Source organism: Streptomyces sp. G7(2002), from assembly GCF_028870195.1.
Taxonomy (GTDB): domain Bacteria; phylum Actinomycetota; class Actinomycetes; order Streptomycetales; family Streptomycetaceae; genus Streptomyces; species Streptomyces nigrescens.
The window spans coordinates 704,797-730,877 of record NZ_CP102609.1; the positions used below are offsets into that span (position 1 = coordinate 704,797).

Annotated in this window: 22 protein-coding genes; 12 read left to right on the forward strand and 10 right to left on the reverse strand. The window is 70.1% G+C overall.

From position 1 onward, the window contains the following. Nucleotides 1–12: 12 nt before the first annotated feature. A complete protein-coding gene (locus NUT86_RS03130) occupies nt 13–450 on the reverse strand; it encodes an SRPBCC family protein (RefSeq protein ID WP_148588205.1) in 438 nt (145 codons plus the stop codon). 71 nt (nt 451–521) lie between these two features. Continuing rightward, complete coding sequence (locus tag NUT86_RS03135) at nt 522–1,298, reverse strand: SDR family oxidoreductase (protein WP_159491433.1); 777 nt, start codon at nt 1,296–1,298, stop codon at nt 522–524. 304 nt (nt 1,299–1,602) lie between these two features. Here NUT86_RS03135 and NUT86_RS03140 point away from each other — a divergent pair, with 304 nt between their 5' ends. Next, nucleotides 1,603–2,235, forward strand: a complete 633-nt coding sequence (locus tag NUT86_RS03140; protein ID WP_266436912.1) for a TetR/AcrR family transcriptional regulator — start codon at nt 1,603–1,605, stop codon at nt 2,233–2,235. A 166-nt stretch (nt 2,236–2,401) separates the two neighbouring features. Here the strand turns inward: NUT86_RS03140 and NUT86_RS03145 are convergent, their stop codons facing one another. From NUT86_RS03145 to NUT86_RS03155, 3 genes are all read right to left on the reverse strand, one after another. Beyond that, a complete protein-coding gene (locus tag NUT86_RS03145) occupies nt 2,402–2,776 on the reverse strand; it encodes a GntR family transcriptional regulator (RefSeq protein ID WP_148588202.1) in 375 nt (124 codons plus the stop codon). After that, nucleotides 2,773–3,543, reverse strand: coding sequence for a hypothetical protein (locus tag NUT86_RS03150; RefSeq protein WP_274733229.1), 771 nt, complete (start codon nt 3,541–3,543; stop codon nt 2,773–2,775). Before NUT86_RS03150 ends, NUT86_RS03145 begins: the two co-directional genes overlap by 4 nt. Before the next feature lie 300 nt (nt 3,544–3,843). After that, the gene (locus NUT86_RS03155; RefSeq protein ID WP_148588200.1) at nt 3,844–4,299 is read right to left on the reverse strand and encodes a hypothetical protein; all 456 of its coding nucleotides are present in this window, start codon (nt 4,297–4,299) and stop codon (nt 3,844–3,846) included. A gap of 298 nt (nt 4,300–4,597) precedes the next feature. Here NUT86_RS03155 and NUT86_RS03160 point away from each other — a divergent pair, with 298 nt between their 5' ends. From NUT86_RS03160 to NUT86_RS03190, 7 genes are all read left to right on the forward strand, one after another. Continuing rightward, on the forward strand, nt 4,598–5,353 hold the full coding sequence (locus tag NUT86_RS03160) for a dienelactone hydrolase family protein (protein WP_274733232.1): 756 nt from the start codon (nt 4,598–4,600) through the stop codon (nt 5,351–5,353). 483 nt (nt 5,354–5,836) lie between these two features. Then, nucleotides 5,837–7,051 carry an FAD-binding oxidoreductase gene (locus NUT86_RS03165; protein WP_274733233.1) on the forward strand — a complete coding sequence of 405 codons (1,215 nt, stop codon included), beginning with the start codon at nt 5,837–5,839 and terminating at the stop codon, nt 7,049–7,051. Beyond that, nucleotides 7,048–8,016: a cyclase family protein gene (locus tag NUT86_RS03170; RefSeq protein WP_274733235.1), complete on the forward strand. Its 969-nt coding sequence runs from the start codon at nt 7,048–7,050 to the stop codon at nt 8,014–8,016. The genes NUT86_RS03165 and NUT86_RS03170 overlap by 4 nt, the downstream gene beginning before the upstream one ends. 244 nt (nt 8,017–8,260) lie before the next feature. After that, nucleotides 8,261–11,140: a SpoIIE family protein phosphatase gene (locus NUT86_RS03175; protein WP_274733237.1), complete on the forward strand. Its 2,880-nt coding sequence runs from the start codon at nt 8,261–8,263 to the stop codon at nt 11,138–11,140. A 174-nt stretch (nt 11,141–11,314) separates the two neighbouring features. Next, on the forward strand, nt 11,315–12,853 hold the full coding sequence (locus NUT86_RS03180; protein WP_274733238.1) for a sugar ABC transporter ATP-binding protein: 1,539 nt from the start codon (nt 11,315–11,317) through the stop codon (nt 12,851–12,853). Further along, nucleotides 12,850–13,890, forward strand: coding sequence for an ABC transporter permease (locus NUT86_RS03185; RefSeq protein ID WP_159491417.1), 1,041 nt, complete (start codon nt 12,850–12,852; stop codon nt 13,888–13,890). Before NUT86_RS03180 ends, NUT86_RS03185 begins: the two co-directional genes overlap by 4 nt. A gap of 38 nt (nt 13,891–13,928) precedes the next feature. Then, a complete protein-coding gene (locus NUT86_RS03190) occupies nt 13,929–15,080 on the forward strand; it encodes a substrate-binding domain-containing protein (protein WP_274733241.1) in 1,152 nt (383 codons plus the stop codon). A gap of 838 nt (nt 15,081–15,918) precedes the next feature. Here NUT86_RS03190 and NUT86_RS03195 read toward each other — a convergent pair. The 3 genes from NUT86_RS03195 to NUT86_RS03205 form a co-directional block, all read right to left on the reverse strand. Then, nucleotides 15,919–16,860 carry a hypothetical protein gene (locus tag NUT86_RS03195; RefSeq protein WP_274733243.1) on the reverse strand — a complete coding sequence of 314 codons (942 nt, stop codon included), beginning with the start codon at nt 16,858–16,860 and terminating at the stop codon, nt 15,919–15,921. 301 nt (nt 16,861–17,161) lie between these two features. Beyond that, the gene (locus tag NUT86_RS03200) at nt 17,162–17,476 is read right to left on the reverse strand and encodes a hypothetical protein (RefSeq protein WP_274733244.1); all 315 of its coding nucleotides are present in this window, start codon (nt 17,474–17,476) and stop codon (nt 17,162–17,164) included. Between the two features lie 9 nt (nt 17,477–17,485). Further along, the gene (locus tag NUT86_RS03205; RefSeq protein ID WP_342456218.1) at nt 17,486–17,758 is read right to left on the reverse strand and encodes a transposase; all 273 of its coding nucleotides are present in this window, start codon (nt 17,756–17,758) and stop codon (nt 17,486–17,488) included. A 384-nt stretch (nt 17,759–18,142) separates the two neighbouring features. Here NUT86_RS03205 and NUT86_RS03210 point away from each other — a divergent pair, with 384 nt between their 5' ends. Further along, nucleotides 18,143–18,718, forward strand: coding sequence for a hypothetical protein (locus NUT86_RS03210; RefSeq protein WP_274733248.1), 576 nt, complete (start codon nt 18,143–18,145; stop codon nt 18,716–18,718). A gap of 179 nt (nt 18,719–18,897) precedes the next feature. On the opposite strand, the gene NUT86_RS03215 is transcribed toward NUT86_RS03210, so the two are convergent. After that, nucleotides 18,898–20,010: a glycosyltransferase gene (locus NUT86_RS03215; RefSeq protein WP_274733250.1), complete on the reverse strand. Its 1,113-nt coding sequence runs from the start codon at nt 20,008–20,010 to the stop codon at nt 18,898–18,900. Between the two features lie 674 nt (nt 20,011–20,684). On the opposite strand from NUT86_RS03215, the gene NUT86_RS03220 reads away from it, so the two are divergent. The 3 genes from NUT86_RS03220 to NUT86_RS03230 all read left to right on the forward strand — a co-directional run bounded on the left by NUT86_RS03220 (nt 20,685) and on the right by NUT86_RS03230 (nt 24,901). Continuing rightward, nucleotides 20,685–21,980, forward strand: a complete 1,296-nt coding sequence (locus NUT86_RS03220; protein ID WP_274733252.1) for an AMP-binding protein — start codon at nt 20,685–20,687, stop codon at nt 21,978–21,980. A gap of 499 nt (nt 21,981–22,479) precedes the next feature. Next, nucleotides 22,480–23,697 (forward strand): cytochrome P450, encoded by a 1,218-nt coding sequence (locus tag NUT86_RS03225; protein WP_109887052.1) that lies wholly within the window; start codon nt 22,480–22,482, stop codon nt 23,695–23,697. Between the two features lie 193 nt (nt 23,698–23,890). Continuing rightward, nucleotides 23,891–24,901: a Gfo/Idh/MocA family protein gene (locus NUT86_RS03230; RefSeq protein WP_274733255.1), complete on the forward strand. Its 1,011-nt coding sequence runs from the start codon at nt 23,891–23,893 to the stop codon at nt 24,899–24,901. Between the two features lie 73 nt (nt 24,902–24,974). Here NUT86_RS03230 and NUT86_RS03235 read toward each other — a convergent pair whose 3' ends face one another. Continuing rightward, nucleotides 24,975–25,850 (reverse strand): 1,4-dihydroxy-6-naphthoate synthase, encoded by an 876-nt coding sequence (locus NUT86_RS03235; protein WP_109887054.1) that lies wholly within the window; start codon nt 25,848–25,850, stop codon nt 24,975–24,977. Nucleotides 25,851–26,081 lie beyond the last annotated feature (231 nt).

Consider the following 26,081-nt stretch of genomic DNA (forward strand, 5'->3'; position numbering starts at 1 on the left):
GCGGGGCAGCCCTCAGGCGGGTAGAGCGAAGCGTTCTTTGAGGGCGTCCAGGCCGGTGGCGTAGATGTTGTCGCCGAATTGCTTCTCGATCTCGGGGACGAGTGCGTCGGCGGCCTCGTATGTCGCGGCCCAGCGGATCTCGGCACCCGCCTCGTGCGGGTGCACGGACAGCGTGGAGACGTAGTCGGAGACGGGGACTGCTGATTCGTGGATGGTGTAACGGAGCATCCGGCGCGAGTTGTCCTTCTCCAGGAGCCGTTCCCGGATGACGACTTGGCCGTTGACGGAGAACGCCTGTACCGCCCCGGGCGTCTCGGGATCGGCGCCGTCCTCGATCACCGACGGCGGGAGCAGGGGGTGCCAGTCGGCGAGGCCGCCGAACTTTCCGATGACCCGCCAGACGGCATCGGGGTCGGCGGTGACGACGGTGGTACGGGTAAGCGTGTGCACGGATGGGCCTCCGATGACTGCGGATGGCGATGACTGCGGGGTGTATCTGATCGGCCGCTTCCGTCGGCGGCTCACCAAGTGCCGTCGCCTCGCAGTACGGCGTCGGCGCCGCCGTCGATGAAGACGACCTGGCCGGTGACCAGCTCGTTCTCGGGAGAGGTGAGCCAGGTCAGAAGGGGCACGATCTGCTCCGGCTGGGCGTGACCGTGCAGCGGCATGGGGACCGTCGCGTCAACGATCTTGCGCATGTCGGGGCTGGCCAGCATGGGTTCCGTCATGGGGGTGACGACGGTTCCGGGGGCGATGGCGTTGAGGGGAATACCGGCGCCCGCCCAGTCGGCGGTCACGGCGGTACGGCGTATCCATCGGGCGATGGCGGCCTTGGCCGAGCCGTAGATCGCATAGCCCTCTCCCCGGTCGACCGCTGCCTGGGCGGCGGTCAGCGCCGCTTCCTCGTCACCGGCGAGCGCCGCGTCGGCGATGGCCGTGTCGTGCGGGTGGACGGAGGCGACCGAGGCGATGACGACGGCGCGCGGGTCCGTACCGGCGGCCAGCAGGGGGCGCAGCCCTTCCAACGTGGCGACCGCGCCGAAGTAGTTGACGCTGACGGCGCGCGGTTCGAAACCGGCGAGGCCGGCGCCCGCGATCACGGCGTCGAGCCGCCCACCGCTCAACTCGCCTGCGCGCTGGACCAGATGGGCCCGGCCATCGGGGGTGGCGAGGTCCGCGACGATATCGGCGTCCTTGAGGTCGGCGCCGATGACCGTGTGCCCCTGCTCCTTGAGCCGGGTGGCGGTGGCCTTGCCGATGCCGGAGGCAGCTCCGGTGATGAGGTAAGTGCGGGACATGGTCGGCTCCTTCGCTGACGCTGGACGTTCTCCGGTCGCTGATCACCGCGCGTCGGCCGTGGACCGTACGCCGTCGATCGCCGATCACCGGTCATCGACCGGCCATCGCCGTTGCCCGCGCGGGGCCCCCACCGGCGCGCGGGTACGCAGGGACAGCGCGACAGCACGGGCACGGCGGACGGATCGACCGCTGAACGAGCGGCTCCTGATCAGCCGTTGATCAACATACGCCTTTTCTGGCATGACATGCCAATAATTCTCTGTGAGAATAAAGGCCGAGCTGAAGCACGGTAAGGAGCACACCATGACGGCAGCGCGCGGCCGTCCGTCCCTGACGGAACAACGGCGCCTTCAGACGCGGCTGGAGATCGCGGAGGCCGCGGCGGCCCTGTTCGCCGACCGCGGCTACGACACGACGACGGTCGAGGACATCGCCTCGGCCGCGGGCATCTCCCTGCGCACCTTCTACCGCTACTGCCCGGCGAAGGAGGACGCCCTCACCCCCCTCTTCGCCTCCAGCGTCGGCCAACTCGTGGACGTCCTCGCGGAACATCCGGCCGAAGAGCCGCTCAGCGCCGCCATCGAGGCGTCCTTCGGAACGGAGACGGCCGAGCGGCGCCTGGAGGACACCGCCCGCGCCCGTCGGCTGATCCGGGTCCTGGGAACCGTCCCCGTCCTGAAGATGCGCTGGCTCGCGGCGGGGCGGGAGATGCAGGAACGGCTCGCGCCCGCGCTGGCGTCCCGCACGGGCGCCTCTCCCGACAGCCTCGAAGTGCGGCTGCTGACCACCGCGGTGCTGGATGCGTTCACCGTCACCATGGAGTACTGGGCCTGGCAGGACGAGCCCGAGGAATTCGTCGACCTGATGCGCCGGGCGCTGGCGTTTCTACGGCTCGACGAACTCCAGGCGGAGCCCGAGCCATCCGCCGACAAGTAGTCAGCACGCCCACGAGAGCCTGGCCAGTGGGTCAGGACTCAGGGGCGGCAAGCTGACGGTTGGCACGGCTCCTCTCCACCATGCCTGAACGGCCAGCCGAGCCCGATGGGCGCCGAAGCATCCCCACCAGTCGGCGCGGCCTCCACTCCGACCCATCGGGCAGGCCTTACTCCAAGGCCTTGCGGACGGCGGTCAGGATGGCTTCGGTGTCGGCGCCCAGAGCGCGGGCAGCCGAGGCGAAGTCACGGGCCAGCCGGGCGAGTTGGGCCGGATCAGGCTGCTGCGGTTCGGACGGGAGTGCCGCGACCCGGGTGCCTGCCCCACGGCGGGTGTGGATCAGCTTGGCCGTCTCCAGCTCACGGTATGCGCGGGCCACGGTGCCCGGCGCCAGGCCCAGGTCGGTGGCGAGCTGACGCACCGTCGGCAGGCGTTCACCCTCGGCCAGTTGACCAGTGGCGATCAGGGCGGCGAGCTGGGCGCGGATCTGCTCGTACGGCGGTACCGGGCCGGTGGTGTCGACGCGGACGGCGGGCCCGGTCATCGTCGGGCCGCCCGGGGCATCACCACGGCGAACAGGGACCATGCCAGGGTGCAGAGGGCCAGCAGACCCACGGGGTAGATCACCACGGCGATGACGGTACCCAGCGTGCTCGCGCAGTGCGCAAGCCAGGGGGCGGTCATCAGAACGACAAGCAGCAGCTGGGTCGAGACCAGCACCCCCCAGGCCGCGGTGATCGCACACGAACGGTCGCGGCGCTGCTGGTCGTCGCCCGCACGGTGGGCGACACGGCGCAGGGCCCAGGCACAGGAGACGGTGCCGAGGGCGAAAGAGCCGAGGATCTGCCTGCCGAAGAGGATGCCGGGCCAGAGACTGACGGGTGGTTCGGCCCCGTCGCAGCCGTCCGCGATAGCCGCGCTCACCCGGTAGATGGCGTCGAGGGAGGACGTGGCAGCCCCGATGCCCACCAGCACGACGAGGAATGCCGCCTGGAGGAGAAGCGCAAGGGTGATTCGGGGCGGCACGTGGTCTCGGACCCGGCGCGGGGTGAGACTGGCGGTGCGCACCGCTTCCCGGGGGCGGGGGGTGAGGGCGTCGCCGAGCAGCACGCCGCCCACCGCGCACAGGCCGAAAGCGGTGACGAAGCTCGCCAAGGGCACACCGGCGTCGAAGCTGCTGAGGGGGTAGTTGGTGACGTCCACAGTGGCCCACAGCGGTGCGGCCACGACGCCCACGGCCAGACCGGCCCAGCGGGCGTAGCGGTCGGCGCGGGCACGGAGGCGGGATGCGGGCCGTTCGGTGTCGAGCATAGGGGTCCCCAGTGAGTGGTGACGGCTGCGCGGCTTGCGCCCGGCGGTAGCGGACACCGCGTTCCGCAAGCCCTACTTGTATCAAGTGGTAAGTACAAGATGCCTCGGGATGGCATCTTGTGTCAATGACTCGATACAAGTTGGGGTGAGGGGTGCCATGTGCCGGCACTTCACAGCGCGCCCCTGCGCCCCTGGGCCTGTTGGGGAAGCGCTGGTCACAGCCACTCACTGAGTCCCCGCATGCGGCCATCGGCCCGGAATCGCCGGGGACCGGGCCGGGCGGGACCGGGCCGCATCAGGCTAGGAATCGTCCCCTTCGTATGCCGCCAGCGCGACTTGGCGGCACTCCAGCACCTCACCGAGGTCTTCGGGGACCACGCGGTCCTTCGCCAGCTTCATACGGGCCGCGGCCTCGACGGAGGCCCATGCCTGGCGAGCACGTTTGTTGGCCACCCGCCGGCTGTCACCCCGGAGGAAGCCCGCCCCCGCCGCACACCCCGCGGCGACCAGCGCCATCAACGCCGCGGGAATGCGGGCGTCCGCCGAGGCCAGCCCCGCGGCTCCGGAGACGCCGGCGAGGAGCGCCGCGGGGAAACCCAGTGCGATATCGACCTTGACCCAGAAATCGGCCCTGCGGTGAGCGAGGTCCTTCTGGCGTATCGCTTCGTCACATAACCGCTCCAGCTCGGCCCGCAGCCGGTCAGAGGGCTCGTTCGAAGAGGGTGACAGGGGTGGTCCGGCAGAGGTAGTGGCCATGCCTGGATTCCAACACGGGGGAAACACAAGGGACTTGTGCGTGCATGGACAGTCTTACGGGGCGTCCGTGGTGGGCTCTCGACAGATCGGCTGGGATGGGGGCGGGCCGGAGATGCGTACCCTGCCTCACCTCAACTGTGCCCGCACCCTCGCGTGGCCCGCGCATGTCTCTCCTTGGCGGATGCCGTGCTCCTCGAAGCTCACCCACGACGATTAGTGTGGAATCCGCCGGCGTGATCACCGGCGGACGGGCGGCCGCCCTCGTGCGTCCCCCGGGAGCCCGAGGAAAGGTGTGGACATGACGAGCGTGCACGGTGCATCCCTGGACATCCCCACCCCGGACGGCGTCGCCGACGCCTATCTCGCTCATCCCGACGACGGCAAGCCGCACCCCGGGGTCCTGCTGTACATGGACGCGTTCGGACTGCGCCCCTCGTTGGAGGAGCTGACCAGGCGTCTGGCCGGGCACGGCTACACGGTGCTGGTGCCCAACGTCCTGTACCGCGCGGGGCGTGCGCCCGTGGTGGACCTGCCCGACTTCATCGCCCCCTCCCATCTGCCGGAGATCTTCGAGAACCTCTCCCCGGGCATGCAGGCCCTCACCCCGGAACTGGCGATGCGGGACGCCGGCGCCTACCTGGACTGGCTGGCCGCCTCACCCCTGGTCACCGACGGGCCGGTGGGCACCACCGGCTACTGCATGGGCGGTGTGCTCGCCATCCGCACCGCCGCGGCCTACCCCGACCGCATCGGAGCCGCGGCCTCCTTCCACGCGGGCCGCCTGGCCACCGATGCCGAGGACAGCCCGCACCGGCTCGCCGGCCGCAGCACGGCGGAGCTGTACTTCGGCCACGCCGACCACGATCATTTGATGTCGCCCGAGCAGATCGCGAGCCTGGAGCGGGCCTTGGACGCCGAGGGTGTCTCCTACCGCAGCGAGTTGTACGAGGGTGCCCAGCACGGCTACACCCAGACCGACACCGCCGCGTACAACTCCGTGGCAGATCAGCGTCATTGGCACAATCTGCTGGAGCTCTTCGGCCGTCGGCTCTGACCGACGGGCCAGGCAGGCGGTGGGAGCCCGAAGGGCCACCCTCACCGCCCACGGCGCCGACAGCCCTGCGCTCCGGTCCGCGTTCGCCGGCAATCTCACCGGCCCGCGCGCTCCGGCCCGTCTGCAGGCCAACCAGCCCTGACCTGCCGATCCGAGACCTACGGCCGTCAACTGGAGGGGCCCCTCACCCCGTGTTAGCGTGAAATTGTCCGTATCAAAACGGGCACGCACCCGCATACCTGGCCTCTCCAGAGGGAGATGGTGACCATGGCGCGGGACCCTCTGTTCCACGCATCCGGGGCCGGCACCGAGGCTCGGGAAGGCGAGGAGAGTTCCCCCCGAGCCGCCGGACGGGCGGCCGCCGTCAGGAACAATGTGGACTGGGACGGCCTGCGCCGGCGGATGACCGGCGCGCTACTGCGGCCGGGAGACGCCGGGTTCGAGACTGCCAGGAAGCTTTTCAACCCGCTCAATGACGACCTGGTGCCCGCGGCGGTGGCGCAGTGCGCGTCGGTGGGCGATGTCCGCGAGGCTGTGCTGGCGGCGGCGAACCGGGTGCCGCTGGCGGCCCGTAGCGGTGGGCACTCCTATGTCGGCTACTCGGCTCCGCACGGCGGCCTCACCCTTGATCTCCGGCGTCTGTCGACCGTGCGGGCCCATCCGGACGGCACCGCCACCATCGGCGCCGGCGCGACACTGCAGGCTGTCTACACCGCGCTCAGCCAGGCCAACCGCTGTCTGCCCGGCGGCTCCTGTTTCACCGTCGGCATCGCCGGGGTGGCTCTGGGTGGCGGAATCGGCGTGCTGCAACGCAAGTTCGGGCTCACCTGTGACCACCTCGTGTCCGCCGAGGTCGTCACCGCGGACGGGAGGACGCTGACCGCCTCGGCCACGCAGAATCCGAATCTGTTCTGGGCCCTGCGCGGTGGCGGCGGCGGCAACTTCGGGGTCGTCACACAGTTCACCTTCGCGACCGACCCGGCTCCGGCGCTGACGGTGTTCCGGCTCGACTTCCCGGCGGGGAGTGTAACGAAGATGCTGACCGCGTGGCAGCCGTGGATCACGGCCGCGCCGCGCGAGCTGTGGGCCAACCTCAATGTGTCGGGCGGGGCCATACCGCGCTGCAAGGTGGCCGGCTGCTTCGTCGGGCCGAGCAGCGCCTGCAATCCCCTGCTGAACGACCTTGTCACGCGCGCCGATGTGCGTCCCGACCTGCGAAGGGTCGAGGACCGCGACTACTTCAAGGCCATGCGTTTCTTCTCCGGCAGCCCCGACCGGCAGTCGTTCGTCGCCTCGTCGCGGGTCCTCACCTCGCACGCCGCCAATCCGGGCGCGGTTGTCAGCCTGCTCAAAGACCGCCTGGGGATGGATCTCATCCTCGATCCCCTCGGTGGTGCGGTGGCCGATGTGGACGTCCAGCAGACCGCGTTCCCGCACCGCAAGGCCTTCGCCACCGCCCAGATCTATGCGAGCGCGACGGCGGCGTCCGAAGCCGCGGTGACGCGCAGCGTCGGCCAGGTCGTGGCGGGACTTGCGGACCAGGGCATCAAGGACGGTTACATCAACTACATCGATCCGGCCCTCCCTGACTGGGCAAAGGCCTACTACGGCCCGAATCTGGAGCGCCTGCGCACTGTCGCGTACGAGTACGACCCGGACCGGGTCTTCGACTTCCCGCAAGCGGTCACCCACACGTGACCGGCAATCCCGGCGACTCTCCGGCTTCCCCGCCGGCCGGTACCGGCAAGGGGTCCGCCGTGTCCCGCCAGGAGTTCGACGCGCTGTTCGCGGCGGTCCGTACGTGGGGCCGCTGGGCCGCTGCCGACCGCGGTGCCTGGAACCGGGTGACCCCGGAGCACGTACGGCGGGCCACCGCGCTGGTCCGGTCCGGCACGCTCGTCCCGATGGCACGTCCCTGGGACACGGCACCCGGCCCGGACAACAGCAAGCCCGCCCTGCACTACATGTCCGATCTCGGTGACGTCGAGCCTCCTGAGCCCGCCACGCACAAGGACTTCATCGCCGTCGACTACCACGGCAAGGCCGTCAGTCATCTGGACGCGCTCTCCCATGTCGCTTACCGCGGGCACCTCTACGACGGCCGCGCGGCGCAGGAGTGCGTCGACGCCGGAGGTGCGCGGTTCGGCGCCGTATCGGCGCTGGGCCCGCTGGTGACCAAGGGGGTGCTTCTCGACCTGCCCTTCGTTCTCGGAGTCGGCTGGCTGGAGCCCGGACAGGCGGTGCACGCGGCGGACCTCCTTGCCGCGGAGCGGGCGCTGGAGGTGACGATCGGCGAGGGCGACGCGGTGCTGCTGCGGTCCGGCGCTGTCCGCCGCCGCCAGGAACTGGGTGCCTGGGACACCGGCGCGGCGAGCGCGGGCCTGCATGTGGACGCCATGCCGCTGCTGGCCGAGCGCGGCATCGCCCTGCTCGGCGGCGACGGTGACAGCGATGTACGGCCCTCGCCGGTCGACGGCCTGCATTCTCCGGTGCATGCGCTCGCCGTCGCCGCGATGGGGGTGCCGCTCCTGGACAACCTCGACCTGGAGGTGCTCTCCGCCGCGAGCGCCGAGACGGGCCGTTACGAGTTCCTACTCCTGGTAGCTCCCCTGAACATCCCCGGCGGCACCGGCTCGCCCGTCACTCCGGTCGCGGTCCTGTGACGGCCGGCGGTCACCGGACCGTCTACCGGGCGACCCGCTGGAGGCCAGGTCACGGCCATGATCGCCGCTTCGGCCTGCCCGTGATCTCCGTCCGGTCGGACCGCGTGGCCGGGTCGCGGAAGGTGTCCGGCCGCCCGGTTCTCCCCCGGGTCCGCGATCAGTTCCGCCAGAAGTACAAAGCTCTACAATTGGATCAAACGGGACAGCTGCTCCGACGTACGGGTGGCCATCGTGGCATGCACCCATGTGGGAAGTGATTGGGATGGGGCTGGCGGGAGAGGGCATCGGTCCCGCACGCGCCCGTGAGCAGTTCCTCCGTGAGGGGTCGGTCGAGGGGGCCGTCCGGAGTCCGATCCTGAATTCGTGGCAGCGTTCCCGATCGCTGGGGCTCACACCGGATGGCTGCGAGCTGCCCTTCCGCCAGGATCTCGATCTGGACGGTCGGCTCGTCCGCGCCGCGGTGCCCGTACTGGACCGGCTGCAGTCCCGGTTCGCGGGCCGGAACATGAATGTGTCACTCGCCGACGGACGGGGCGCGGTGCTGCAACGCCGCTTCGGCGAAGCCTCTCTGGTCAGACATCTGGCCGCGATCCAGAGCGTCCCGGGGTTCGTGTTCGCCGAGCAGTTCGGCGGGACCAACGGAATCGGGCTGGCGCTCGCGGAACGGCAGCTGATCAACGTCTACGGGGCCGAGCACTTCGCCGAACGCTCGCAGTCCAGTGCCTGTGCGGCCATTCCCGTCCGGGACCTGCTCAGCGGGCGCATCGAGGGCGTCCTCTGCCTCGGCTTTCCGCTCACCGACGCGGACACCGCGCTGAACACCGTGATCCGCAAGGCCGCCGGCGTCATCGAACGGCGGCTGCTGGAGCAGAGTTCGACGCGGGAGCGGGCCTTGCTGCAGGCGTACCTCGACGCCAGGCGCCATGGGCCGGGCGACGAGACGAGCGGCAACGGGCAGCTGGGCGAGCTCGCCGAGAGCGGTCTGGACTGGCGGGACCAGATGATCCTCAAGGAGAAGGCCACCGAACTGATCACCTCGGCCCAGCGGGCCGCCGTCGAGGTGTCCCTGCCCGGCGGCCGGCGGGTCACCCTGCTGAGCCGCCCCGTGACGAGTGCCTCCGGGGTGGAGGGGATCGTCATCGAAGCGGTCCTGCCCTCGGCCCACCAGCGGGTGGCCGTACCCGCCGAAGCCGGGACGCCCACTCTCCCCCTCACGGAGCAGGTCCTCGCGCCCGTCACCCCCCTGCCCGGGCGCCTTCCCGACGCCGCACCCGGCCGGGCGGTCGCGACGGCCCGCAAGCCCGGCACTCCCGGCAGGCCCGGCGCCACGGGAAGCACCGCACCCGGCAGTGCGGCCAGCGGGCTGGTGATGGTGGGCGAGCCGGGGGTGGGGACGTACGCGGTGGCGGCCCGGCGCCGTCTGGAGCTGCTGTCCGAGGCCAGCACCCGCATCGGCACCACCCTGGACGTGAGCCGTACCGCCCAGGAGCTGGCCGAGATGGCCGTGCCGCGCCTGGCGGACTACATCACCATCGACCTGCCCGCGGCGGTGCTGCGCGGTGAGGAGCCGACCGACCCTCGCTCCGGACTCCACCGCACGGTGGTCCACGGCATTCGCGACGACTGCCCCTTCTACCCGGCCGGCGAACCGGTCGATCTCCGCCCGACCACGCCCCAGCTCCGCTGTCTGGCCGCCGGGGAGCCGGTCCTGGAGCCCGACCTGCGGGCCGCCACGGGGTGGATCGCCCAGGATCCCGGGCACGCCCAGGACCTCCTCGACCACCACGTCCACTCCCTGATCGCCGTCCCCCTCCTCGCCCGTGGGATCGCCCTGGGCGTGGCGAGCTTCTACCGCTCGGCGGATCCGGCGCCCTTCGGGGACGACGACCGGTCGCTGGCCCAGGAACTCGCCACGCGTGCGGCCATCTGCATTGACAACGCCCGCCGTTACACCCGTGAACACACCATGGTCCTGGCGTTGCAGCGCAGCCTGCTGCCGCACAGCTTCCCCGAGCAGAGCGCCGTCGAGGTCGCCTCCCGCTATATGCCTGCCGAGTCGGGGGTCGGCGGGGACTGGTTCGATGTCATTCCCCTCTCCGGCACCCGTATCGCCCTGATCGTCGGGGATGTCGTCGGCCATGGGATGCATGCCGCCGCCACCATGGGCCGACTGCGCATCGCGGCGCGCAACTTCGCCGAACTGGACCTCGGCCCGGACGAGGTCCTCACCCACCTCGACAATCTCGTGGGGCGCCTCGACCGGGACGAGGACACCGCGGAGGCCGCGGGCAGCCCCGGCATCATCGGCGCCACCTGCCTGTACGCCATCTACGACCCCACCTCCCAGCAGTGTGTGATGGCCCGGTCCGGGCACCCCCCGCCCGCGATCGTCCGCCCCGACGGCACCGTGACCTTCCCCGACCTCCCCGCGGGCCCGCCGCTGGGCCTGGGCGGGCTCCCGTTCGAAACTGCCGCATTCCACCTCGCCGAGGGCAGTCAACTCGTCCTCTACACCGATGGGCTCATCCAGGACCGCCACCGCGATTTCGACCGGGCTCTCGACCGGCTGCGCCAAGCCCTGGCGCACCCGGACCGCTCGCCCGAGGACACCTGTGAGGCCGTTCTCCGGACCGTGGTGCCCGACCATCCCACCGACGACATCGCCCTGCTCGTCGCCCGTACCCGCGTCCTGGCCCCGCACCGGATCGCCACGTGGGACGTGGCCGCGGATCCCGCGCGCGTCTCCGGCATCCGCGCGGCCGTCACCCGCCAACTGGCCGAATGGGAGCTGGACGAGGCCGTCTTCGCCACCGAACTCCTGCTCAGCGAGCTGGTCACCAATGCCATCCGCTACGGCACCGCCCCCATCCAGGTACGCCTGCTCCACGACCGCACGCTGATCTGCGAGGTCTCCGACACCAGCAGCACCGCCCCGCATCTGCGCCATGCGGCCACCACCGACGAGGGCGGCCGCGGTCTGTTCCTCGTCGCGCAGCTCGCTCAGGCCTGGGGCACCCGCTACACCGCCAACGGCAAGGTCATCTGGGCCGAGTGCGCACTGGAGGCACCTGGCGGAAAGCCCGGCGCCATCGAAGCGCACTTCGACGACATTCCCGCCATCTGATAGCCCATCCGGCATCCAGGCCAAAGGGGGCCTTAGCATGGCGGAAATGTGGCGACCGGGCCGGTCACGCCTCGTCAGGACCGCACGCCCCGGCGCCTCCACCACCGCGAAGCGCCCAGCATCAGTGTCCCTTTCAGTCGGGAAGAACCACGAGGCCGACCCCCGGAGAAGTCTGTGCACGACGCTCCTGACCGAATCCCTCCCCCGCACCACGGCCTGGAGCCGCTCGTCCGCATACGCGGCCTCAGCAAGCGGTTCGGCGGCACGCTCGCGCTGGACGCGGTCGACCTCGACATCCACTCCGGCAGCATCCTCGCCCTGCTCGGTCCCAACGGTGCCGGAAAGTCCACCCTCATCAAGGTGCTCGCGGGCGTCCACCACGCGGACGAGGGCGAGGTGACCGTGGCCGGGCACCCGCTCGGCACCGAAGCGGCCGCCCGCACCATGTCCTTCATCCACCAGGACCTGGGGCTGGTGGAGTGGATGACGGTCGCCGAGAACATCGCCCTGGGCACCGGCTACCCACGCCGCGCCGGGCTGCTGTCCTGGCGCCTGACCCGCGAACGGTGCGCCGAGGCCCTGAGCATCGTCGCCGCGCACCTCGACCCCCGCACCGTCCTCGCCGACCTCCCGCGGGCCGAACGCTCCTTGGTGGCCATCGCCCGCGCACTGTCCACCCGGGCCGAACTCATCGTCCTCGACGAGCCGACCGCCAGCCTCCCGGCGGCGGACTGCGCCCGGCTCTTCGAGGTGCTCCACACCCTGCGCGACCAGGGTCACGCCCTCGTCTACGTCACCCACCGGCTCGACGAGGTGTACAAGGTCGCCGAGGTGTTCGCCGTCCTCCGCGACGGCCGCCTCATCAGCCAGGGCCCGCTCACCGGCCACAGCCCCGCGCGGCTGGTGCACGACATCGTGGGGCATGAACCGGTCGGCTTCCGACGCGCCCCCGCCGCGGGTTCGGTGGTGCTGAGCCTCGACGGCGTACGGACCGAGAACACCGCACCGGTCAGCCTGGAACTGCGCACCGGGGAGATCCTCGGCATGGTGGGCCTCACCGGCGCAGGCCACATGGAACTGGGCCGCGCCCTGGCCGGCGCCCGGCCCGTCGTCGGCGGACGGGTCCGGCTCAACGGCCGGCCGTACACACCGGGCACGGTCACCGCCGCCGTCGGCTCCGGCGTCGGCTTCGTGACCAGCAACCGTCAGGAAGAGGGCTGTGCCGCGGAACTGACCGTACGGGAGAACTTCCTGGCCAACCCCCGGGCGGACGGGCTGCGGGCCTTTCACTGGATCAGCCCCCGGCGCGAGCGGGCCGGGGCCACGGCCCTGGCCGAGCGGTTCTCGGTGTTCCCCCGGGACAGCGAGGCGCCGATCGCCACCCTGTCCGGGGGCAACCAGCAGAAGGTCATGGTCGGACGGTGGCTGCGGATACACCGCAGTCTGCTGATCCTCGAAGAGCCGACCGCCGGGGTGGACATCGGCGCCAAAACAGCGGTCTACCGCCTGCTCCAGGAAGCGCTGGCCGAAGGCCTCGCCGTACTGCTCATCTCCACCGACTTCGAGGAGGTCGCCCAGGTGTGCCATCGCGCCCTGGTATTCGTCCGCGGGGCGGTGACGGAGGAGCTGAGCGGGAAGGCCCTCACGGTCGCCGGACTCGCCCACGCCTCCTCGGCCATGGCCGCGCTCACCGGGGAGACGAGGAGACCATGACGCCCTCCCCGCATTCCCCGCCGGTCCGCCGGCTGGGGCACCTCGTCGGCGCCTACGGCCTCCTGGCCCTCACGGCCCTGCTGTTCCTGGCCTTCTCCCTCGCCCTGCCGGACACCTTTCCCACCCTGGACAACATCTCCGAGATCCTGTCCAACCAGTCGATCCCCGCCATCCTCGCGCTCGGCGCGATGATCCCCATCGTCACCGCCAAGTTCGACCTGTCCATCGGCTACGGTCTCGGTCTCGCGCACGTGATGACGATGCAGCTCATCGCCAACGCCTCGTGGCCCTGGCCGCTCGCCTGCCTCGTGGTGGTCCTCGGCGGTGCGGTCGTCGGCACCTTCAACGGTGTCGTCGTCGAATTCGCGAAGATCGACTCTTTTATCGCCACCCTCGGCACCGGCAGCATCCTGTACGCCCTCACCGGCTGGATCACCAACGGCGCCCGGATCGTCCCCGGCCCCCAGGGCCTGCCGGCCGCCTTCACCGACCTCTACGACTCCCGGTTCCTCGGCCTGCCGGTTTCCGCCTTCTACGTGCTCGCCCTCACCGCCGTGCTGTGGCTGCTCCTGGAACGACTGCCCCTCGGCCGGTACCTGTACGTCATCGGCTCCAACCCGCGCGCCGCCGACCTGCTGGGCATCCCCACCCGGCGCTATGTCGTCTACGCCTTCGCCGGCTCGGGCCTGATCGTCGGTATCGCCGGTGTTCTGCTCGCCGCACAGCAGCGCATCGGCAATCCCAGCGTCGGCCTGGACTATCTGCTGCCCGCCTTCGTCGGTGCGCTGCTCGGCTCCACCGCGATCAAACCCGGCCGCCCGAACGCGCTGGGCACTCTGGTCGCCGTCGTCATCCTCGCCATCGGCCTCGCCGGTATCGGGCAGTTCGGTGCCCAGTTCTGGGTCACCCCGCTGTTCAACGGCGCCACCCTGCTCCTCGCCGTCGGCATGGCCGGCTATGCCGCGCGCCGACAGCTGCGCCACCGACGGGCCGAGCCGCCCCGCCCCCGCAAGGACCTGTCCGAAGTCACCTCGTGACGTGTCACCACCGTGTCGTCCCTCCGCGAGGAGCGCCCGTGCAGCCGCACCGCAAGTCCGCCCTGAGCACGTCCGTCGCCGTAGCGGTGGTGGCCGCTGTGCTCGCCGGCTGCGAGCGCGGCACCTCGACCGGTGCCGGGCCCACCACGACAGGGCCGGCCGAGGCCGGCTGCCCCGCCGTAGTGGCCGGCGCCGAGGCGGCCGTGCAACGGGCCATGAAGAACCGCCCCGCCTGGCACGGCCCCACCCGTGGCCCCCGGGCGGTCCCCGGCAAAAGCATCGTCTACGTCGCCCAGACCATGACCAACCCCGGTGTCGCCGGCGCCGCCGAGGGGGTGCGGGACGCCGCGCAGGTCATCGGCTGGGACGTCCGGGTGATCGACGGCCAGGGCACCCCCGCCGGGATCCAAGCGGCATTCAGCCAGGCCCTCGCCCTCCGGCCCTCGGGCATCGTGATCGGCGGCTTCGACCCCAAGCTGACGTCGCAGCAGGTCGCCAAGGCCAACGCCCTGCACATTCCGCTCATCGGCTGGCATGCGGTCGACTCCCCCGGCCCGAGCAAGGATCCCGAGCTCTTCACCAACATCACCACCCGCGTCCAGGACGTAGCGAAGATCAGCGCGGACTGGGTCATCGCGCACTCCCACGGCCACGCCGGAACCGTCGTGTTCACGGATGCCTCCATCCCGTTCGCCAGGAACAAATCCGAACTGATCAAGAAGGCACTGGCCACCTGCTCCGGGGTGCGGCTGCTGGCCGAGGAGAACATCCCGATCTCGGACACCAGCAGCCGCACTCCCCAGCAGGTCTCCTCGCTCCTCTCCCGCTTCCAGGACAGATGGACCTACTCCATCGCCATCAACGACGTGTACTTCGCCGACGCCGCACCGGCCCTGCGCGCGGCACGCAAAAAAGGCGCCGGCGCCCCCTACAACATCGGCGCGGGCGACGGCGATCCCTCCGCCTTCCAACGCATCAACAGCGGCCAATTCCAGGCAGCCACCGTTCCCGAACCGCTCTCCCAGCAGGGCTGGCAGATCCTCGACGAATTCAACCGCGCCTTCTCCGGCGAGCCCCCCAGCGGCTACGTCGCCCCCGTCCACATCTCCACGGCCGCCAACAGCAGCGGAGAGACGACCTGGGACCAGCCCGGCTACCGTGCGGCGTACCGGAAGATCTGGGGCAGGTAGGCCCGGGGACACACCACACTCAGGCCCCTCGCAGAGTGCACTCCACGATCTCGTCGTGTGCGTCCACCTCGTCGACCTGATCTGCGGCACGAATGCCCACCGCATACCGGCATCGCACCGGCCGACGGCCGAAGACGCTCTCCACGGCCCGAAGCAGGCCATGGAGAGCGTGTGTGGAAGGGCGCCGCGTCGTGCCCGGCGTCCTTGCACCTCCGGTGCCGCGGTGGGCGCGGGCGGTCAACCGCCGGTCTGTGGGTGCCGGGCCGGGGCTACTGCGCCTGGGGCTTTTGCATGTTGAAGTACGCGAGCGGGACTTCGGCCTTGGCTCCCGCACAGAGTGGTGCGAGCCTTCGCAGAAACAGGGTGCGAATACCAGCCGGTTCTCATCACCAGGCCGCTTGCCATTACCGCACGGTCGACGTCAGGTGCCCAGATCGTCGCTTGACTCCAATCTGTTCCATTGCTCCGGGTCGACATTGTGCACCCAGCGTGGCGCGCCGCACATCTACCGCCTGGCCTACTCCGCAAGTACCACTTCCCGGTCAGCGAGGTTTCCGGAAAATGGGCCTGCATGGGCACCGGTCGCCCACCAAACAGCCCCGGGTCGATAGATTTCTACTCCTGGCCGCTGAGAACACGACGATTTCCGCCTCTGCCTTTCGGTAGGCAGATGCACTCAGGGTTATCGCAGCAGCATCCTCTACAGGAGGACGGAATGTCCGCGTCGATCGGCAAGTTGATCTTGCCGACCACCCTTCTGGACGGTCGGATCGACTGGAGCGTGGTGAGCCGGGACTCCATGCTGTGCCGTGGCGTGGCGTGGCGTGGCGTGTTCCGCCTATGTGGTGCCGGTGATCTCAACCTTGATCGGGGCGGAGTTGTTGGCTGGGTCAGTGTCCCCGTTGAACGGCTCGGGCACCGAGATCCGCCCCTCGCCGCCGTCGACCCGACGGTCGATCCGCACCCGTAGGACATTCCAGTTGACGTTGGTGCAGTAGATGTTCCCGTCCTCGTCATCCCGCGAGCAGTAGTTCACTTCGGAAGGCTTTGATTCCCGCACCTCCTGTGTGAGCTTGGCCAGTGTGGTGCCAGGCGGGAGTTCGATGCGCATCCGTGTCGGGCCGGGCCCCGGTGTGCTCTGGGGCTGCGGGACGTCCACCTCGACCTCTTCACCGATCCTGCCGCGGATCGTGATGGCGCCGGCAGACCAGTCCGCCGGCCCCTCCAACGCCTTCCAGCGGAAGCGCAGCTCACCGCCACGCTTGCCGGCGCTGAGGGTCGTTGGCTTCAGGCCGAGTGCGTCACCTGTGCCCTGGTGGTAGTGCGCCTTGTAGTCCGGGGTGTGCGGTGAAGGACTGTCCAACGGCCACATGGCGTATGTGTATGTCGCTTCGAGCTCGTGGTACTGGGCGTTGATGCGCTCCGCGATCGGCTCGGTCGTCTCGAACGCGGCTCCCACGGGCACGGCGCCCGGGAACTCGCAGAACGCTGTGCGGTAGTCGTCCGAGTAGTAGCAGTTGCGGTGTGAAGGGGCGGTGTTGTCAATCACCGCGTTGGTGACCGAGACCCGCAGGACGACGCCGCGGGAGGCCGATTCGGGCCCGGTGTTCTTGAACGCGGGCGTCAGGAGCGGCACCGGCGCATCGTAATCACCCACGACCACCTGCGGTTCATGGGAGCGGAGCGCGAACGACGCCTTCGGACCGGATCCGGGCCCCGCGGCACCGGGTCCGAGCAGCACGACCCCAGCGGCCGCCGCCGCGACTGCGGTGAGCGCCATTCCCCACCTGCCCTTGCGTAATCCCACTGTCGTCCGTCCCTTCACCTGGCCATTCGTCCCGGCCTCGAAGCTGACACACCAAGGACGTGTAAACCGTGCAGGTCAGGCAATTGGCGCCCAGTTCGATGCCGGTCCGTTCGGGAAATGAGATCAAAAGTGGTGGGTCGACCGTCGCCGGACCCGCCCGGTAACCGCCACAGAAGCGAACTGCCGCCACTCAGCCTTCCCCGACACTGCTCAACCTTCGTTGTCACAGGACACCCACCACAGCGGTGTGACTGAGCGCGGCAGGGTCGGTCGGCTACGGGGCCGCCGCGCGGAAGAGGGCCAGGAGGGCCTGGGCCGGCGGGGTGTCCGCGTCGAAGAACTGCGTGGCCAACGAGGGTGGCACGGCCGTTCCGTGCATGCGGACCTCGTGGCATCTGAAGCAGAACGCCGCCTCGAACAGCGCAAGATCGAGAGAGTCCTCGTACGCCCGGACGCTCTTGCGAGCGTCCGAGCCCGTGATGGTCGGCTCGGTCTCGACGCCGCCCGGGGGCTCCTTCTGCGGCCCCCCTTTTCCGGGCCGCTGCGGCGTGCTGGTGGGCCCGGGCGAGGCTGGAGTCCACCGAGACATCCCAGTCGATCAGTCCCTTCGCGTCCGCGTCGGCCTGCAAGTCCGCAAGGATCCGCTTCCACGTGCCGTCCCGCTGCCAACGGCGGAACGGCCCGTACACGGTCTGCCAGGCGCCGTACCGCTCGGGCACATCCCCCACGGCACCCCGGCCCGCGTGCGCCACCGCATCCCGTCGACGAGCTGGCGTGTCGTCCACTTCGGCGGCCTCCCCGGCTTCTTCATGACCGGCAGCAACGGTTCCAAGAACGTCCACTGAGCGTCCGTCACATCGCCATGACCCATGGGAAAGGGATCGCAAACCGTGATCGGCTTCGGGGGATGTGGCAGTCAGGCACGGAGCTGTGACGAAGGTGGCCGGGTCGGCTGCGGCGGTTCTCGCGGTCCGTCGGTCGTGCAGTCGTACCCTTCGGACATGAATTCCGAACTGTTCTTTGAGTGGGACGTCCGGCCGGATGCGGGCAAGCACGTGAGCGGAGAAATGTACGCGGTGGCGGGCGGGCCCCCTACACGGCGGACGACGAGCCCGAGCCCGAGCCAACCGGCGGCCAGGGCCGGCCCCGTACCATCGGCGCGGTCGCGGCCCGCCGCGACGGGGCGCTGCTGGGTTGGGCATGGGTATACGAGGACCCGGACCACGAGCGGGTTGCGCGAGTGCAGGCAACGTACGTGCCACGCCAGGTCCGCCGTCTCAAAACCGGCTATTACGACCTGCTCCCGCCGACCGCCGAGGAGTTCGAGATGGTCACAGGCCTGTACCGCCGGGCCGCGGACGAGGCCCGCGCCGCCGGCTACCGCACCCTGCGGTGGGGCGGTCGGGACACCGGGCCCGACGGCCAGGCGGCGACCGCGCTGAACGCGCACGGACACGGCGAATGCGCCCGTTACTGGAGCACCGAGCCAGCCACATGGCAGCCCCCTGCTGGGCTGCCCGATGTGCAAGTCCACCAACTGCCTGCGCACCTCACCCTGGCGACGGCGGACGCAGAAGTCTCGGCCTTCATCGACGGGCACGCGGCCCACATCAATGCCGGGGAGTCGATCCGCCACGAGAACGCCGAGCCGCGCGCGCTCGCCGCGCTCATCGCGGAACTCGTCACACGCCTGCGGCGCGACCACCCCGAGGTCACCGAACTGACCATCTGGGAATTCGACGACGCCTCGGTACGCCAAGCACTGCCGCTGGCCGGACTGCGCATCACCGCACGCACCATGGACTACGATCTTCCGCTCACCCCTTCATGACCTCGGCAACAAACCCGCCAATACACCACCCATGGCACGGAGGCGAGTGCGGCATCAACCGCCTCAAGTGCAACCGGGCTGCGACTGCCAGATTCGACAAACTCGCAGTCCGCTAAGAGGCCACACAGACCGTCGCGGCCATCAACGAGTGGCTGTGACCAGCACATTCAAAACACGCCCTAGAGGCTGTCCCGTATTTCCGTGAGGTTCAGGGGCGGCAGCTGAGACAGCTCGGCACAGGCCTCGCTCATGGCGGCGCCGTAGCGCGGGGCGTCCAGGAGTTCCGTCAGGGCGTCGGCGATTTCGTCGTGTCTCGCCGTGAGGTCCAGCGACCGGCCCAGGCCGCTGCGGGTGAACGCGGCGGCGTTGTCGGGCTGGTCGGCGAGAACACCCAGGCCCAGGACGGGCGTTGTGCCCTGCACCGCGTCGAGCAGGGACGCCCGGCCTCCATGCGTCACGAACAGGTCGGCCCGGTGCAGGAGCGCGGGCTGCGGGGCGTGCTTGACGACCTTGATGTGAGGGCTCGCGGTCGGCAGGTGCTGCGCGAGGTCTCCCGCGGACACGATCGCATCGCAGTCGATGGCACGAAGTGCAGCCATGATCTCCCGGTAGACGTTCCCGACGGCGGTACGCAGACCGGACATCGCGGTGGTCAGGGTGCCGAGACTCACGTAGACGAGCGGGCGCGACGGGCGGAGGGAGGGGGCGCGGTCCAGCCACTCGGGGAGGGCGGTGCGGAAGTCCGCGACGGTGCGTCGGACCGCGCGCGCCGAGGGCGGGGGCGTCTCGTAGAACCAGTGGACCGGCGCCGGGGTGAGCATCGGGGGGAGCGTGGGTGTGTCCTGCTCGTGCTGCTTGTAGAGGGGAAGCAGCACGGGCGCGATGTGGGTGTCCCAGAGATCCAGGAGCACCGGGCCGAGGCCGTTGTCCGCTGCGAGCAGGGGCAGTTGCAAGGCCCTGGCCGCGAGGTGCGCGCCGAGGTCGCTGCACTCGGCGATCACCAGATCGGGCCGCTCCTGTGTCCACGCGGTGAGCAGGTCATGGGCCTTCGCCTCGGCCTGTCCGGGCCAGAGGTGGCCGAAGACGTACCGGTTGAAGGAGGCGTTTCCGTGCCTCTGCCAGACCTCGCTCGCCGCCTGCTGGACGAGGGGATCGCACGTCCAGTTCGTACCGGCGCCGGAGAACTCCACCCCGCGTCGCCGGGCTTCGCTGCGGAATATGAGGGGGGCGTGGAGCGTGACCTGGTGGCCCTGTTCATGGGCCGGGCAGGTGACGTAGTCCAGCGCGGACACATGTGAAGGTATCGGTTCAGCGGTGATCGCTATCCGTAAGGCCACCAAGGCGCTCCAAGCTCTTCTCATCGGGTCAACGCCCGGGCGGGGCAGCAGCCTTCGGCCGCTTCGGCCGTGCTGTGCCGTGCCGTGCCGTGCTGTGCCGTGCTGTGCCGTGCTGTGCCGTGCTGTGCCGTGCTGTGCTGTTACGTGCCTCGGTGGTCCGGCTGTTGCGTTGCCGAGGCGGTTCGACCCTGCGGCATGATCCGTCCCAGCCGCCACCAGCGAGGGGCAGTTCGGGATACGGGAACGTCTGAACCGGCCCTGACCAGCAGATATACGCGTCCCCTGGAACGCTGAAAAGGAACGCCGGGCGTGGCCGGACTACCAGCAATTCTCCTAGTTCCGTCCCATCGGCCTTGTCGGCCTTCAAAGAGTGCGGTGAAGCTGTCGGTCGGGCGAGGGTTCGTCCCGGTGGGAAGGCTGCTGCTGACGCGGGCGCCTGCCCCGATGTCCGGAAGGCGGTTCGTCCGCGGTCGCGCCGGCCCGTCCGTTTCCACCGCGGCCGACAGCAGCTCCCCCTCCGGCCTCTGCTGTGAAGGCACATGACCGGGTCGAGCCACGACTGCGCATCAGGATTTCCGCGGAGGTCACTCGGATGTTCTTCGTGGGGGCCGACACGAAAGAGGGACGAAGTGGTCGCTCAACAGACACTGTCCGACGGCGGCAGGGCCGGACACGTGGAGCCGAGGGCGGACCGGCGGCGGCTTCCGCAGCCCCTGCCGCTCACCCTTGACGGCCTGTTCACCAGCATTGCCGGCAGGTTCCCGATGGCCAGAGCCGTCCAGGAAGGGCAGCACCACCTGTTCTACGGCGAAGCCGAAAACCGGGCCGTACAGTTGGCGTCGGCGCTGGTCCGCGGCGGAGTGCAGTTGGGCGACCCGGTGATCGTCCACTGCGCCGACCACCGGCAGGCGGTGGTGGCCCAGCTTGCGGTGCTGAAGGCCGGAGGGGTGTGCGTACCCCTCCCCTCGGCGTTGCGCGGTGCGCGGCTCGACCGGATCACTGACATCAGCGGGGCCCGGGTGGTGCTGTGCAGCACCGTGACCCGGCCGGTGTGGAGCTACCGCCTCATGTCCTGGGTGCTGGACGACCCGGCCACCTGGAGCACGATCGCCGCCGAGCGGCCGGACCGCTCGCTGCCGCGTTCCGGACACACCGAAGCCGCCTACCTGCTGGTCTCCGATGCGGATCGCCAGGGGGTCAGCGGCTATCTGACCGACCACCGCGCATGGCAGCAGACGCTGGCCGCAAGGATCCGCCGGGTCGGCGGGGCGCACGACGGGGTGATCGTGCACCACCCTCCCGTCCGCACGACGACACTGCCCGCGATGTGGTGGGCGTTCGCCTGCGGAGGCACACTCCATGTGCCGTCCCGCTACGGCGGTGCCACCTGCTCACCGGCTCCGAAGCGCAATGCCGCCGCGGTCTTCGGCCCGGACGAATACGCGCGGCTCCTGCAGTCCCTCTCCGGGGCCTCCCACCCGGATTCCCGGCGGCTGACCGTGCTGATCGGCGGCCCCTGTCCGCGCACGGTGATCGACCGGCACTTCGAGGTGCTGCCCCGGGCGCCGCTGTGGGTGGAGTTCGCCGCCGCGGACGGCGCCATGCCCTGGACGGTCCAGGAATTCAGCCCCGGCAAACCCGGGCCGGAGTATCCAGGAGCGAGCCGTCCGTTGCCCGGCGTCCATGTGCAGGTGGTGGCCCCGGACGGCAGCCCCGTACCGACCGGACAGACCGGTGAAGTGCGTGCCACGGGGTCGTCCTTGCCCTACGCCGGCATTCGCAGCGCGGACGGGGCATGCCTGGCCGGGGACACCGCGCCGCTGCTGTCTTCGGGCAGGCTGGGACGCTGGAGACACGACGGCACGCTGGAATTCCGCGATCCGTCCACGGTGCCGTCATCCGCCGCACGGCCCCGGAACCCGTAGGTACGCACAGGGCATGTACGGGGACCGGCCGGCGTCGCCGGAATGCTCCGGCAGGTCCGTTGGGCCCGGGGGACCGCCCGGCCAGATGGGCCACGAAGGCACCCTCCCGGCACCGCTCCACCAAGCCGTCCCTGACTGGCAATTCCCTAGAGTTCCCCCACCGGGCTGGCTCCCTCTCACCGGTCCGTGCTGGGCTGTGGCTGTCATCGGGCTCGGGCCACACCGAAAGGGGAGTCGCCATGGCATTCACTACTGCCCTGGGGCGCCGCCGGCACGCCTCCTAGTGCGGACCTGCCCTCGACCTCATGCTCGACCGGCCACCGCCCGCGTGTGGCACGGCGTCGAGCGTCCCGCTTCCCGAACCGGACCGGACTGGACCGACCGGACCGGACCAAAGTCTTCGGTCTGCGACGGCCGCCCGTCGAACCCGGTGCGGCCCCCGCTGCGCACGCGCTCCGAGCGCGGCACCCCAATGACCACCAACAGCAACGGAGGAGTCATGGTTCACGAGCCGAAAGCGCCGGTGATCCCCTACAAACGCACCTGCCCTTTCGATCCGGCGGCCGAATACGCCAGGCTGCGCGAGGAGGACCCGATCAGCCCGGTGACATTCGAGCTGGCTCCGCGCGAGAAGAACGGCTGGCTGGTCACCCGGCACGATCACATCCGCCAGATCATGACGGACCCGCGCTTCAGCCACCGCAGCGAGCTGCTGGCGCTGGTGCACTCGCCGCCGTTCCCCGTGGAGGACTACTCCCCCGAGCCGTCCGCGCCGGGCAACTTCGTGCGGATGGACGCTCCGGAGCACACCCGGTACCGGCGGCTGCTGACCGGCTTCTTCACCGTACGCAAGATCCAGCAGTACGAGCCCACGCTGGCACGGATCATCGACGGTGTGCTCGACGAAATGGCCGCGATGGAGCCTCCGGTGGACCTGGTGAAGGTCTTCGCGGAGCAGATCTCCGCCAGGTCCACCTGCTCCATCATGGGGGTGGCGGAGAGCGATCTGGCAGCCCTGGCTCAGCACTTCTCCGTCATCATGGGGATCAACTACACCCTCGACGAGTTCATCCATCACAACTCCGAGCTCAATGCGACGCTGGAGCGGATGATGGCCGAGCGGTTCGCCGGCGATCCGACTGATGACCTGCTCGGTCAGCTCATCGCGACCGGTGAGCTGACCGAACAGGAGATGTTCAACATCGCCTGGATCGCCATCGGCGGTGCGCTGGACACCACTCCCAACATGTTCGCGCTGGGCACCTTCGCGCTGCTGGAGCACCCCGAGCAGCTGGCTAAGGTGCGGGAGCGGCCGGAGCTGATGGAGAGCACCGTCGAGGAGCTGCTGCGCTATCTGACGATCTCTCACTTCGGGGCGAGCCGGGTGGCGCTGGAGGATGTCGAGATCGACGGCCGGACCATCAAGGCCGGCCAGACGGTGGTGCTGTCGCTGCCGTCGGCCAACCGCGATCCGCGGTACTTCGAGAACGCCGACGAGTTCGACATCGACCGCCCGTCGCGCCGGCATCTGGCCTTCGGATTCGGGATCCACCAGTGCCTGGGGCAGCACCTCGCGAGGGCATCGCTGCGCATCGGATTCCAGAAGCTGTTCGACCGCTTTCCGGATCTGCGGCTCGCGATGCCCGCCGAGCAGGTGCCGCTGCGGGAGACCGCGATGCACTACGGCGTATACGAACTGCCTGTGACCTGGGGCTGATTCCCCGGGCCGGCTTGTCGGGCGGGCCCGCCGTCCCGTGACCACCGGCCGCCCATCGATCACCGCGGGTGGTGGCAGACCTCCCCGCCTCCGTATCCGAGGAATTCCATTGGATGACTCCATTCCCACCCGGCGAAGCACTCCCCCACAGCCGCTGTCCGCACATAGCGGCCCGGTTCCCGACCGTGAGGCCGTGGACACCGCCGCGGCCAGACCGGTGCGCTTCGGCGCGTTGGGTACCTCGTCCTTCGGAGGGCGACGTGTGCTGCCGGCGATGACGGCCTGCCCGCAGACCGAACTCGTCGCGGTGGGCGGCCGCAGCCCGGAGCGCTCGCAGCGGTTCGCCGACCGGTTCGGCTGCGCCGGCTCCTCCATGGCAGCACTCCTGGAACGCGACGACATCGACGCCGTCTACATCTCCCTGCCGCCGTCACTGCACGGCGAATGGGCGGCCCGGGCGCTGCACGCGGGCAAGCACGTACTGGTCGAGAAGCCGATCGCCACAACGGCCGCCGAGGCCCGTGCTGTGGTGAGGCTGGCCGAGGACCGTGACCTGGTGCTGCGGGAGAACTTCATGTTCCTGCACCATCCGCAGCATGACGCGGTCGCGGCCCTGATCGCCGAGGGGCGGCTCGGAGGACTGCGCTCCTTCCGCGGTGCCTTCTGCTTCCCACCATTGCCCACGAAGGACATCCGGTATGTGCCCGGTCTCGGTGGCGGGGCGCTCCTTGATGCGGGGGTGTATCCGCTGCGGGCGGCCGCGATGCTGCTGGGCCCCGGGCTGCGGGTGGCGGGCGCCACGGCGCGGGTGCGGCAGTCCGACGGGCTCGATCTGTCGGGCCAGGCGCTGCTGGTGTCGCCGTCCGGCGTACTGGCGAGTGTCGAGTTCGGCTTCGAGCACGCCTACGGTTCGTCCTACTCCCTGTGGGGCGAGGGGGCGAAGCTCACGGTGGGACGGGCGTTCACCCCGCCGGCCGCGTACCAGCCGGTGCTGGTGCTGGAGGAACAGGACCATGTCGAGAAATTCACGCTCCCGGCGGCGGACCAGCTGACCGCGTCGCTCGCCGGGTTCGCCGCGGCCGTGACCGCCGGTGGCGCTGCGGCCTCGCCCCGGGAGGCCCGGTGGCGGCAGGACGCGGTCGCCATGATGGAACTGGTCGATGCGGTCCGCGCGCAGGCCGTGCGCGTGACCGTCGAGGGGTAGCGGACCGGGCAGGAGCCCCGCTGTGACGCCAGGTATCACCCGATCCACCACACGAGATCTTTGGAGACGCTGCCTAGCGGGCGCCCGGGAAGTCCAGTGCGCCGGGGGTGACGGCCGGGACGAGGCCCTCGGCGGCGGCCCTGCCGAGCAGCTCCCGCACCGCCGCGTATCCGTCCTCGCCGAGGTCGGCGGTGTAGTCGTTCACATACAGCCCGATGTGCTGCTCGATCACGTCCGGGGCCATCTCCTGGGCATGTTCAAGGACATAGGGACGGGAGGCCGACGGGTTGGCCCAGGCGAAGCGGACGGAGTCTGCGGCAGCGCGGGCCACCGCTCCCAGCTGTTCCTCTCCGAGGGCCCTTCTGGCGACGATCGCCCCGAGCGGGATCGGCCGGCCGGTGCCGGCCTCCCACTCCTCGCCCATGTCGGCGAGGCGGTGCAGCCCGTAGTGCTGGTAGGTGAAGCGGGCCTCGTGGATGACGAGCCCCGCGTCCACCTCGCCGTCCCGGACCGCGGGCATGATCTCGTGGAAGGGCAGCACCACGATGTCCCCCACTCCGCCCGGCACGGCCCGCGCCGCCCACAGGCGGAACAGCAGATACGCGGTCGAGCGCACGCCGGGCACCGCCACGCGCCGCCCCGCCAGCCACTCCGGGCCGGAGCCGGCCGGGCCGTCCTCGGACCGGGTGAGGACCAGCGGCCCGCAGCCATGGCCCAGTGCGCCGCCGCACGGCAGCAGCACGTACTCGTCGAGCACATACGGCAAGGAGGCATAGGAGATCTTGAGCAGATCCGCACCGCCGCGTTCCGCGAGGCCGTTGGTGACGTCGATGTCCGCGATGGTCACCGCGAGTCCGGGAGCCTCCGGAAGCAACCCGTGTGTCCAGGCGTGGAACGCGAAGGTGTCGTTGGGGCACGGTGAGTGCGCGATCGTCAGCCGCTGGGCCATGGGTCCCCTCCGGGGCTCGTTCGGGCTGTCGGCGCGGGGTTCCGGCGCCGTACTTACCAGCAAACCCGTTGTAGATATGGGGATTTCCCCACAGTGGCCTCGGCGAGTATGAGAGGGGCCGTCGGCGTTGCCGTGTCGGACTGTCACCCCTGTGCCGGTCCGGCCTGGTGACACGGGCGGCAGACCGGCTCCCGCAGATCCGCGCGCGCCTTCCTTCACCTCGTCCGACCG

Bases quoted from the DNA above. Each gene is read 5' to 3' on its own strand.
- NUT86_RS03135 (WP_159491433.1), bottom strand. From the start codon at position 1,298: ATGTCCCGCACTTACCTCATCACCGGAGCTGCCTCCGGCATCGGCAAG.
- NUT86_RS03140 (WP_266436912.1), top strand. From the start codon at position 1,603: ATGACGGCAGCGCGCGGCCGTCCGTCCCTGACGGAACAACGGCGCCTT.
- NUT86_RS03145 (WP_148588202.1), bottom strand. From the start codon at position 2,776: ATGACCGGGCCCGCCGTCCGCGTCGACACCACCGGCCCGGTACCGCCG.
- NUT86_RS03150 (WP_274733229.1), bottom strand. From the start codon at position 3,543: ATGCTCGACACCGAACGGCCCGCATCCCGCCTCCGTGCCCGCGCCGAC.
- NUT86_RS03155 (WP_148588200.1), bottom strand. From the start codon at position 4,299: ATGGCCACTACCTCTGCCGGACCACCCCTGTCACCCTCTTCGAACGAG.
- NUT86_RS03160 (WP_274733232.1), top strand. From the start codon at position 4,598: ATGACGAGCGTGCACGGTGCATCCCTGGACATCCCCACCCCGGACGGC.
- NUT86_RS03175 (WP_274733237.1), top strand. From the start codon at position 8,261: ATGTGGGAAGTGATTGGGATGGGGCTGGCGGGAGAGGGCATCGGTCCC.
- NUT86_RS03185 (WP_159491417.1), top strand. From the start codon at position 12,850: ATGACGCCCTCCCCGCATTCCCCGCCGGTCCGCCGGCTGGGGCACCTC.
- NUT86_RS03195 (WP_274733243.1), bottom strand. From the start codon at position 16,860: ATGGCGCTCACCGCAGTCGCGGCGGCGGCCGCTGGGGTCGTGCTGCTC.
- NUT86_RS03200 (WP_274733244.1), bottom strand. From the start codon at position 17,476: ATGTCTCGGTGGACTCCAGCCTCGCCCGGGCCCACCAGCACGCCGCAG.
- NUT86_RS03205 (WP_342456218.1), bottom strand. From the start codon at position 17,758: ATGGGTCATGGCGATGTGACGGACGCTCAGTGGACGTTCTTGGAACCG.
- NUT86_RS03225 (WP_109887052.1), top strand. From the start codon at position 22,480: ATGGTTCACGAGCCGAAAGCGCCGGTGATCCCCTACAAACGCACCTGC.
- NUT86_RS03235 (WP_109887054.1), bottom strand. From the start codon at position 25,850: ATGGCCCAGCGGCTGACGATCGCGCACTCACCGTGCCCCAACGACACC.